This is a genomic window from Rhizobium sp. BK181 (assembly GCF_014193305.1).
Taxonomy (GTDB): domain Bacteria; phylum Pseudomonadota; class Alphaproteobacteria; order Rhizobiales; family Rhizobiaceae; genus Rhizobium.
In genome coordinates, this window is sequence record NZ_JACHZA010000027.1 from 49,702 (window position 1) to 58,120 (window position 8,419).

The following is an 8,419-nucleotide window of genomic DNA, read 5'->3' on the forward strand; positions in this document are numbered from 1 at the left end:
TTCAACCGGTCGACATCAGCTTGGTCATGTTGTGCGGATCGATCACGAATTTTTTGGGCGATCCGTCATTGAAGATTTGATATGCCTCGACTGCCCGTTCTAGCGATATCACTTCGGTGTTTATAAGCGGTGTCAGGTAAGGCATCCTGTCCCACAGGATGGCCATCATCAGATCGCGGTTGTAGTGCATGACGGGACATTGACCGGCGGTGAATGTGGGCGATTTTACCCAGGCTGCGGGAAAGCCCAGGGCCATGTAGCCTTTCTTGTTGAGTTCTGTGCGAGCACCGGGATCCAAATTAGTGTAGACGCCGGGGATGCCCATGGCGCCGGCAGGCTTGGTCACTTCCATCAATGTGTTGATGACGGCTTCCTCCACGTTCTCGGAGCTGCCGTCCGGCCCATACCCGTGGCACTCGAGGCCGACACAATCGACAGACGCGTCGACCCAGCGAGAGCCCGTGCCGAGGAGTTTCTCAATCTGATCGGCGACGGGGGTGGTGCTTGACGGATCCACGACCTCGTAGCCGGCTTTTTTCACCAGATCGCGCCTCGCCTCGTTATGGTCGCCGACAATGATGCAAGACGCTCCAAGAAGCTGCGCGCTCGCAGCCGCGCAGCGACCGACCGGCCCGGCGCCGGCAATGTACACGGTGGAGCCCGTTCCAACCCGCGCCACGACACAGCCATGATACCCTGTGGGCAAAATATCGGAGAGCAGGGTGAGGTCCCTGATCTTTTCGATTGCCTGGTCCTTGTCGGGGAATTTCAGCAACTGGAAGTCCGCCCACGGTACCAGCATATATTCGGCTTGGCCGCCCTGCCAGCCGCCGAGATTGAAGCCGTAAGCGCCACAAAAGCCGAGTTCTTCGTTCGCATTGAGGCATACTTCCGTATGGCGTTCCCTGCAGTTCCGGCATGTGCCACAAGACACGTTGAAGGGCACGGAGCAGACATCGCCGACCTTGATGCGCTCGACATGCGAGCCCACCTCAACTACCTCGCCGGTGTTCTCATGCCCCATCAGCATCCCCTGCGGGGCCGCGAAGCGGCCGTTATAGATATGCAGGTCGCTGCCGCAGATGTTTGTCGTAATGATCTTGAGGATGACTGCGTGCTCGATCTTCCTACCCTGCGGGTCCTCGAGCTTCGGGTATCCTTTGTCCTGGAGTTCCATCTTGTGTGGTTCCAAGAAAGTGATCGCACGATTGCTTGCTGGCATAACTAATCTCCTTGGGGCGATGACGTGGGTTTTGCCGCTGAAGCATTTGATTGATGCCTTGCGGTGAAGCAGAATAGGCGGAGAAGGCATCGGCCAGCCTTGATAACCGTCAGTATGGATGCGACGTCCGAAGTTTGTTGACTGTTAAGTTGCCATTCGATCGTTGCGCCTTGGCCCGGAACAACTAAGAGCGACATCGGCAGGCCCTCGCTGGCCGAGCCCTCTGGTTTGACCGTCAAATCATTGGCAGCCCGCGGCGACGCGGACCACGCGGGAAGGCGGCATCGATCCGCGCGATCTCGGCCTGCGACAAATGTATACCGGACGCGCCGGCATTCTCTTCGACATGCTCGACGCTGGACGCTTTGGGGATCGCGAAGACCCAGGGCCCCCGCGTCAGAAATGCAAGCGCGACCTGGCGCGTGGTCGCATCATGCGCCTTCGCGATATCCGCGAGCAGGCGGCCGCCGGGCGTGTAATTGCCTGGAAAATCGCCGTGCCCGAACGGACTATACGCGGTGACGGCGAGACGGTGCTGCTCGCACCAGGGCAATACGGCATGTTCGATCGCGCGCTCCTGCAAATGGTAGAGCACCTGATTGCAGGCAATGCTCGATTCGCCGGCAATCTCGCATGCCTTTTCAAGATCCGGAACGTCGAAGTTGCTCACGCCATAGGAGAGTATCTTGCCCTCCTTACAGAGCGCCTCGAAAGCCGCAAACGTGTCTTCCAGCGGATACGATCCGCGCCAGTGCAGCAGGTAGCAATCCAGCCGGTCGGTCTTGAGGCGGGTGAGCGATCTCTCGCAAGCGATCTTCGTCCCCAGTCGAGTGGCGTTCTGTGGCAGCACCTTCGAGACCAGGAATACCTCATCTCGTCGGCCCGCGATGGCGTTGCCGACCAGTTCCTCGGTGGCGCCGGTGCCATACATCTCCGCGGTGTCGATGTGGTTCATTCCGAGATCGATGCCTCGTTGCAACGCGGCGATCGCGGAGGCGGGGTCGCCTTCCTCGATGTACCAGGTCCCCTGGCCGATAATGCTGACCTCGCGATGCAGCGGACCGAGCTGCCGCCTGCTGGTCCGTCCAGTGGACCTGGCATTATGCGGCATGTCGGTGCCCACCAGCTCCACTGAACAGCTTGATCGTCTCCCGGTTGAATGCCGGAAGATCATCGGGACTGCGGCTCGTGACCAACCCCTTGTCCACAACCACTTCCTGGTCCACCCAGTCTGCGCCGGCGTTCTTGATGTCGGTTTTGAGCGAGGGCCATGAAGTCATGCGTCGGCCGCGCGCCGCGCCGGTCTCGATCACGGTCCAGGGACCATGGCAGATCGCTGCAACTGGCTTTCCGGCATCGAAGAAGGCCTTCGCGAAGCCAACCGCCTTCGAGTCAATGCGAAGCGAATCCGGGTTGATAACGCCACCCGGCAGCAGCAGAGCGTCGAAATCTTCCGGCTTGGCCTGATCAAGTTCCACATCGACCGGCAACTCTATGCTCCAGTCCGTGAAATTCCACGCCCGTACGTGTTGATGTTTGGGCGATACGATCTTGGTCGTGGCGCCGGCTTCATCCAGAGCTTTGCGTGGCCCGGTGAGTTCGACCTCCTCGAAGCCGTCGGTGACCAGGATGGCCACATTGAGTCCTTTGAGGGTGTCTTCTGCCATGATCGAGTTCCTTTCTGTGTTGAGTAAGCGACCTCTTCCTGGTGTAGTGGGCGCCGTTTTGCCGGCGAAGTGGCACAAGCTCCCGCCTTTGAGAGCAAGCTGTCGGCGCTCACCGCCAGCGCTGCCCGGATGGCGGGCCCGCGAGCGCGTCAGTGGCGCCATGACGATGCAATGCCGCAGGTTGAAGGGACCAACCCACGGTTGGAACAGTACATTCGGAGCCTGAGTTGCACTGGGGATACATATATTCGTAGCTGCTTCCTCCGACCCCGCGGAAACATTAGCAGCGAAGCGATCCGCCTTAAATGACGCCCGTCAATGCGGTTCACGATTAGAGTTCGCCAATAGCTCCACCTTTGTAACGCTCATTTGCGAGGGCGTGCGTGACCGTAGCGTTGACAGCGAGCCGAGTCTCGCTGACGTGCGCGGGCGGTGCGTGCCGTCCCCCGTCCTTCAAGGCAGGGAGGTCGGTTCGAACCTCTCAAGCACTAAGGGGCAGGACCTCGGCTGAGCCGTACCGATTCGGACCATTCATTCGAGTCTTTCTCGCAACACCTAAGCGGGAACTGCAATTGTGGACCGATTTGGCTGGATTGGAGCGTTTCTATTACGGTATCCTTACGACTGCAAAGTGATTTGCACGAGCGGGACAGCTAGAGAAAAGCACGTTCGCATCTCCTAAAGCGGGATCCTGATGAACGCGGATATGATAGCCGCCTGGGCGGCGGAAAATGGATTTTATACGGTGGATTCCGGCAAATATCGTCGTCATGACAATGCAGGCGTGATCACGATCGAGATAAAGAGAATGTCATTCCTCCTCATCGATGAGAGGCAAGGATCGCGACCGCGCCTCGTATCGCGGTTGTTCAAAGACACAACCATCGCAAGCGGGAGCGGCCGCTTGCAGGGCCTTCTTGTGGACCACAATCCCAACGATTGAGTTCTGAGGTATTGACCGCAGCCAGTCACCAGGCGGCGGTCGTGGCTAACGTTGATGCGGCCCCATGTTCTCGAGCTTGTCTTCCAGCTCGATTTCCTTGGCGACCGATATGCCGTCCTTGGTGATGCGCGGGGCGTCGAACGACTTGTCTTTAATCACGTTGCGGCCCTTCGGACCGAGCGTAACCTTGACGGCGTTCGAAAGCACATCGACCCCACGCAGCATACGTTCAGGCGCGTCGGCGTGGAGTTAGACTTCTTTCGCAGCCATGTCTTCAACTCCTCAGGCGACTTTCTTTGCTCCGCGTGGGCCTCGATGATCCCATGACGTCGCTTTGCTTCATGATCAGCAGATCCTCGCCACGGATCTTGATTTTGGTGCCCGACCATTTGCCGAACAGGATTCGATCGCCGGCCTTGACGTCCAGCGCCTGGATCTGGCCCGCGTCGTTACGTTCGCTGGGGCCGACGGTGAAAACCTCGCCTTCCTGCTGGGAGACTCAGCCAAACTCACCAAACGAAACATGCCATCTTCGATTGCAACCCGCTGAACCGCCGCTCTCGTTACCCTACAGATGCATCATCGATCTTTTGCTTGCCGAGCTTTGTTCACCGCGCGATTGGCACCGCGCTTTAAGCGAACTTCCGTTTCAAATATAGTCGGTTCACACCCGCGCGGCATCGGCTTCGCGGTTTTTCATTCTATGCTTTGAAAGGGTTCATCATGACCACCGGCACAGTTAAATGGTTCAATTCCACCAAAGGCTTCGGCTTCATCCAACCCGACAACGGCGGCGCTGACGCGTTCGTTCACATCTCTGCTGTCGAGCGTGCAGCAATGCGCGAACTCGTCGAAGGCCAAAAGGTTGGCTTCGAGCTCGAGCGCGGCATGAAGTCGGGCAAGATGTCGGCCTGCAATCTGCAGTCCGCATAAATCGAAATCCGCTTCCCTTTGACCACGGATGTACTGGCACTGCCGGAAGCCATTTCACCATGGAAGGCGTTTTTGCCTGGCCTTTTTCGTTTCGGCTGCTCGCCGAGCTTATCGCGGTTCCAACTGCAGACTCACACAGCCGACAGCGGGCGATATCGCCGTCAGCAGCGTCCAAACGCAATTCTTATCCAAAGACCGCGCAGGAAGAGCTGGAATCTACAGCTCGGGCCCGAGATGCCAAGACACATCGGTTGCGAGAGGCTCGACTGCCAAGGAGCTGTCCAAGAGCTTGTCGACAACATCGGGGCCGGAATCGCCAAACGCGAAAGAGCGCGCTGACCTCTGCAACGATTGCCATGGGGGACAAGAATGAAGAACGCTAGAAATAGCGGAGTTTCTTGACCGCCGCGCTGCATCAGCTGACGCCAAAGCTGCTCTCCTGAATTCCTACCGAGCGGCAAAGACCCAGGCGGAACCGCCGGAATGGCAAAGCACGCCGAACGCGCCGCCATTGCCACTCCTCGTGAAGAGCGGCGCGTCGAACGCGAACGCTTGAAGCTTGAGGAGCAAAAGCGCCTTACAGATCGCATCGGTGAATTTCGGAGCCAAAGTGCATGAGGCTTCGAGCACCTCGCCCTCCGGGTCCGGGGACCCGTCGGGCACCACATCAGGCGATGATGTCGTCGATGCCGATTTCGAGGAAGTCGACAACAAGGACGGGCAGCGCCATGGCTGACACGGACCATAAACAAAAGCCCAGGCCAAAACCTGCAGAATCTGGACCCGTTGTCGATACCCCGGCCTCGGAAACCGTGGCTGACCAGGGTTCATCCGCGGTGCTCCAGGCGGAACTCGCCGAGACAAAGGATAAGCTGCTGCGCGCCCTGGCCGAGCAGCAGAACATCCGTCAGCAAATGCAGCGCCAGCGCGAGGAGGCGGTGAAGTTTGCCGCCTCGCAACTGACGGGAGACCTGCTTGATACGCTCGACAATCTGCGGCGCGCGATCGAAAGTGCGCCGCGAGAGGATTCGGACCGCGACGCGATCGATCCAGTGCTGAAGGGCGTGGAGGCCACCGAAGCCAACCTGCTGACGACGCTCTCACGCCATGGATTGCAACGCATCGATCCGCTCGGCTCGGCTTTCGACCCGCACGTTCATCACGTCATTCGCCAGCATTCCGACACGACAGCCGCGGAAGGCACCATCGTTGAGGTGCTTCGTCCGGCGATGGTCGGTGTCGCGGTCCGGGGACGGCGGGCTCGGCGCCCCTTGATTGGCGCAGCCGAGCCTCGACCTATTGAAGTCAGACTGTCGAACATCTCGATATATATATATATTGTTTCAGCGCAGAGCACCCGATCCACGCACGCTCAGCCTGTTTGGCTTTTTTTTACGTCTTTCACGACGTGGTGGCGAATGCGCTGCGGCTGAGCCTCGAGCGCGTCGATCAAGTTGCTGAAGTCGCAGCGGAGGCTGTAAAGTTGGTCGACCAGACTCAGCACCACATCGACGCCGTCGTCGTTGATACCCATTTCATTGGCGAGATCGGCAATAAGCTCGGCTCGTGCACGGTCGACCTCCCGAAATATTGGCCTGCCGTCCTGAATGATCGGTGATATCCAGCCCCGGTTGATGAAGACGCGCAGCCTTGTCATATCGATATGAAGATCTCGGGCAAACTCTTGATGGTCCATGATCTATTCCCCCATCCCTTGCCTGGGATTGTATCCCTTGCTGGCCGACCAGCCGGCCACGAATGCCTTCAGTTCGGTGTCCGGCCTTTCTGGAAGCACGATCTTTAGCGTTGCGTAGACGTCCCCCCGGGTACCGTTTCGCCGGGCCGCGCCTTTTCCTTTCACTCGCAGCGTCTTGCCGCTCGACGAATTCTCCGGCACGATCGCTAGCACCGGGCCGGCGGGCGTAGGCACCGTAACCTTTCCACCAAGAACGGCCTCGCCAAGCGTGATCGGAAGGTCCAGGCGGATGTCGTCACCCTCGCGCCGAAAGAATGGATGAGGACGCACGTGGAGCTCGATCAGGGCGTCACCGGTCTCCGCTCCACCTTCGCCAGCACCGCCCTTGCCGCGCAGCCTGAGAATCTGCCCGTCGCGCGCGCCGGGCGGTATGCGGATTTCGAGCGTCTGTCCGTCGGATAGCGTCACCTGGCGTGTGCCGCCATTGATCGCTTCGATAAAGTCGATCTCCATCGAGTAACGCAGGTCGGCGCCGGGCATTCTGAAATTCCGACGCCCGCGGCGGGAGAAGAACTCAGCAAAGATGTCGGCTTCACCGGGATCCGCGAAGCCTTTGCCGTTCTCGTAGGAAAAATCGCCCGCGCCGGCATCAGCGAAGTCACGATAGTACCGACGTTGGGGCTTCTCCGCGCCTGTCGCATCGATCTCGCCGTTGTCGAAACGGCGGCGCTTTTCCTCATCACGCAGAATCTCGTAGGCTGCGGACAGGTTTTTGAAGTCCTGTTCCGCCTGCTTGTTTCCAGGGTTGAGATCGGGATGGAGTTTCTTTGCCCTGCGGCGATAGGCCGCCTGGATATCGTTCTGCGAGGCGTCGCGCCTGACGCCAATGATGTCATAGGGATCACTGCTACTCGTCGGCATCTTTGCAGACCTGTCCTTCGCGAATGTTCCCTCGGCGGGATGAAGACTGCTGGTGGCTTACGTCAGGACACCAAAGGCAACTACACGAATTTCCGCAGCTCTAAACTGACGATCATCAATGTCGCCTGCGCGGGATGGATGCACCTTGAGGAGACATAGCAGCTTGATCCGGAGCACGAAGGGAGATTGGCATGTTGCACAACATCGAGAACTCGGTGCGCTGGTACGATCCGCTGCGCCAGATGCGCTCAGCCCAGAGGGACATGGGCCGGCCGTTGGACAATCTCCGGCTGGCGGCTCCGCCCGAATACCCATTGATGAACATCTGGACCGTGGCGGACGGAGCCGTGATCACGGCCGAGATACCTGGCGTGGTGCCAGAGGAACTCGATATCGCTGTCCACCAGAACACGGTTACGTTGCGTGGCAGCCGCCCCGCCGAACCCTTGGCGGAAGACGCTGTCATCCACCGCCAGGAACGCATCAGCGGCGCCTTCGCCCGTAACCTCATCTTGCCATTCCGCGTCGACGGAGACCGCGCCAAGGCGACGTTCCGGCACGGCGTGCTCCGGCTCGATCTGCCACGGCCGCTGGCAGACAGGCCGCACAAGATTACCGTCAGCCGCTCCTGAGGAGGATGCCGCCATGACCGACCACGAAACCAATGGAACCGTACCGGCGGAACCAACCCGGGTCGAGCCTGTCTTCGTCCCGCCCATCGACATTATCGAGACCACGTCCGGCGTTCAGATGTTGCTCGACATGCCGGGAGCGGATCCGGAGAGCCTCGACGTCACCCTGGACAATCGCGTTCTGCGCATTTCAGCACGATCGGTTTCCAGTGCGCCCGAAGGTTATGCGCTGGTTCACGCCGAGTACCGCGACGGCACTTACGAACGCAGCTTCACGATCTCGGAGCCTATCGACACAGCAAAGATCGATGCCGTGTTTCGGGACGGCGTGCTTAAACTTACACTGCCGAAAGCGGCGCCTTCGCCAGCCGCCAAGATCAGCGTCAAGGCAGGATGAGGGAGGTT

At 59.3% G+C, this 8,419-nt stretch carries 11 protein-coding genes and 3 pseudogenes; 7 read left to right on the top strand and 7 right to left on the bottom strand.

From position 1 onward, the window contains the following. Position 1: 1 nt before the first annotated feature. The 3 genes from FHT77_RS29520 to FHT77_RS29530 form a co-directional block, all read right to left on the bottom strand. Positions 2–1,222: a glutathione-independent formaldehyde dehydrogenase gene (locus FHT77_RS29520; protein WP_183759019.1), complete on the bottom strand. Its 1,221-nt coding sequence runs from the start codon at positions 1,220–1,222 to the stop codon at positions 2–4. Positions 1,223–1,457: 235 nt separating this feature from the next. Then, positions 1,458–2,333 carry an aldo/keto reductase gene (locus tag FHT77_RS29525; RefSeq protein WP_183759021.1) on the bottom strand — a complete coding sequence of 292 codons (876 nt, stop codon included), beginning with the start codon at positions 2,331–2,333 and terminating at the stop codon, positions 1,458–1,460. Then, positions 2,323–2,889 (bottom strand): type 1 glutamine amidotransferase domain-containing protein, encoded by a 567-nt coding sequence (locus FHT77_RS29530; RefSeq protein ID WP_183759023.1) that lies wholly within the window; start codon positions 2,887–2,889, stop codon positions 2,323–2,325. The genes FHT77_RS29525 and FHT77_RS29530 overlap by 11 nt, the downstream gene beginning before the upstream one ends. Positions 2,890–3,583: 694 nt before the next feature. Between FHT77_RS29530 and FHT77_RS32155 the strand changes: the two genes are divergently transcribed. Continuing rightward, entirely contained in the window at positions 3,584–3,832 is a 249-nt protein-coding gene (locus tag FHT77_RS32155) for a hypothetical protein (RefSeq protein WP_259131180.1), read from the top strand. Between the two features lie 60 nt (positions 3,833–3,892). On the opposite strand, the pseudogene groEL reads toward FHT77_RS32155, so the two are convergent. Both groEL and FHT77_RS29540 read right to left on the bottom strand, forming a co-directional pair. Continuing rightward, positions 3,893–4,057, bottom strand: a pseudogene (gene groEL / locus FHT77_RS29535) (chaperonin GroEL); the annotation flags it as partial. A 94-nt stretch (positions 4,058–4,151) separates the two neighbouring features. Beyond that, positions 4,152–4,322: pseudogene (locus FHT77_RS29540) on the bottom strand (co-chaperone GroES); the annotation flags it as partial. A 233-nt stretch (positions 4,323–4,555) separates the two neighbouring features. Between FHT77_RS29540 and FHT77_RS29545 the strand changes: the two are divergent. From FHT77_RS29545 to FHT77_RS29555, 4 genes and pseudogenes are all read left to right on the top strand, one after another. Then, on the top strand, positions 4,556–4,765 hold the full coding sequence (locus FHT77_RS29545; protein WP_183759025.1) for a cold-shock protein: 210 nt from the start codon (positions 4,556–4,558) through the stop codon (positions 4,763–4,765). A gap of 369 nt (positions 4,766–5,134) precedes the next feature. After that, a pseudogene (locus FHT77_RS29550) lies at positions 5,135–5,341 on the top strand (DUF6481 family protein); the annotation flags it as partial. A 34-nt stretch (positions 5,342–5,375) separates the two neighbouring features. Beyond that, positions 5,376–5,501 (top strand): hypothetical protein, encoded by a 126-nt coding sequence (locus FHT77_RS32010; RefSeq protein WP_281412610.1) that lies wholly within the window; start codon positions 5,376–5,378, stop codon positions 5,499–5,501. A 76-nt stretch (positions 5,502–5,577) separates the two neighbouring features. Next, complete coding sequence (locus tag FHT77_RS29555; protein WP_312859792.1) at positions 5,578–6,198, top strand: nucleotide exchange factor GrpE; 621 nt, start codon at positions 5,578–5,580, stop codon at positions 6,196–6,198. On the opposite strand, the gene FHT77_RS29560 is transcribed toward FHT77_RS29555, so the two are convergent. After that, positions 6,138–6,461 carry a chaperone modulator CbpM gene (locus tag FHT77_RS29560; RefSeq protein WP_183759028.1) on the bottom strand — a complete coding sequence of 108 codons (324 nt, stop codon included), beginning with the start codon at positions 6,459–6,461 and terminating at the stop codon, positions 6,138–6,140. The genes FHT77_RS29555 and FHT77_RS29560 overlap by 61 nt on opposite strands. A gap of 3 nt (positions 6,462–6,464) precedes the next feature. After that, positions 6,465–7,382 carry a DnaJ C-terminal domain-containing protein gene (locus tag FHT77_RS29565; RefSeq protein ID WP_183759030.1) on the bottom strand — a complete coding sequence of 306 codons (918 nt, stop codon included), beginning with the start codon at positions 7,380–7,382 and terminating at the stop codon, positions 6,465–6,467. Positions 7,383–7,573: 191 nt separating this feature from the next. On the opposite strand from FHT77_RS29565, the gene FHT77_RS29570 reads away from it, so the two are divergent. After that, positions 7,574–8,014: an Hsp20/alpha crystallin family protein gene (locus FHT77_RS29570; protein ID WP_183759032.1), complete on the top strand. Its 441-nt coding sequence runs from the start codon at positions 7,574–7,576 to the stop codon at positions 8,012–8,014. Between the two features lie 13 nt (positions 8,015–8,027). Beyond that, entirely contained in the window at positions 8,028–8,411 is a 384-nt protein-coding gene (locus FHT77_RS29575) for an Hsp20/alpha crystallin family protein (RefSeq protein WP_183759034.1), read from the top strand. Positions 8,412–8,419 lie beyond the last annotated feature (8 nt).

What these genes read in the sequence shown, in the direction of transcription:
- FHT77_RS29545 (WP_183759025.1), top strand. Translation starts at nt 4,556, where the DNA reads ATGACCACCGGCACAGTTAAATGGTTCAATTCCACCAAAGGCTTCGGC.
- FHT77_RS29565 (WP_183759030.1), bottom strand. Translation starts at nt 7,382, where the DNA reads ATGCCGACGAGTAGCAGTGATCCCTATGACATCATTGGCGTCAGGCGC.
- FHT77_RS29525 (WP_183759021.1), bottom strand. Translation starts at nt 2,333, where the DNA reads ATGCCGCATAATGCCAGGTCCACTGGACGGACCAGCAGGCGGCAGCTC.
- FHT77_RS29575 (WP_183759034.1), top strand. Translation starts at nt 8,028, where the DNA reads ATGACCGACCACGAAACCAATGGAACCGTACCGGCGGAACCAACCCGG.
- FHT77_RS29570 (WP_183759032.1), top strand. Translation starts at nt 7,574, where the DNA reads ATGTTGCACAACATCGAGAACTCGGTGCGCTGGTACGATCCGCTGCGC.
- FHT77_RS29520 (WP_183759019.1), bottom strand. Translation starts at nt 1,222, where the DNA reads ATGCCAGCAAGCAATCGTGCGATCACTTTCTTGGAACCACACAAGATG.
- FHT77_RS29530 (WP_183759023.1), bottom strand. Translation starts at nt 2,889, where the DNA reads ATGGCAGAAGACACCCTCAAAGGACTCAATGTGGCCATCCTGGTCACC.
- FHT77_RS32155 (WP_259131180.1), top strand. Translation starts at nt 3,584, where the DNA reads ATGAACGCGGATATGATAGCCGCCTGGGCGGCGGAAAATGGATTTTAT.
- FHT77_RS29560 (WP_183759028.1), bottom strand. Translation starts at nt 6,461, where the DNA reads ATGGACCATCAAGAGTTTGCCCGAGATCTTCATATCGATATGACAAGG.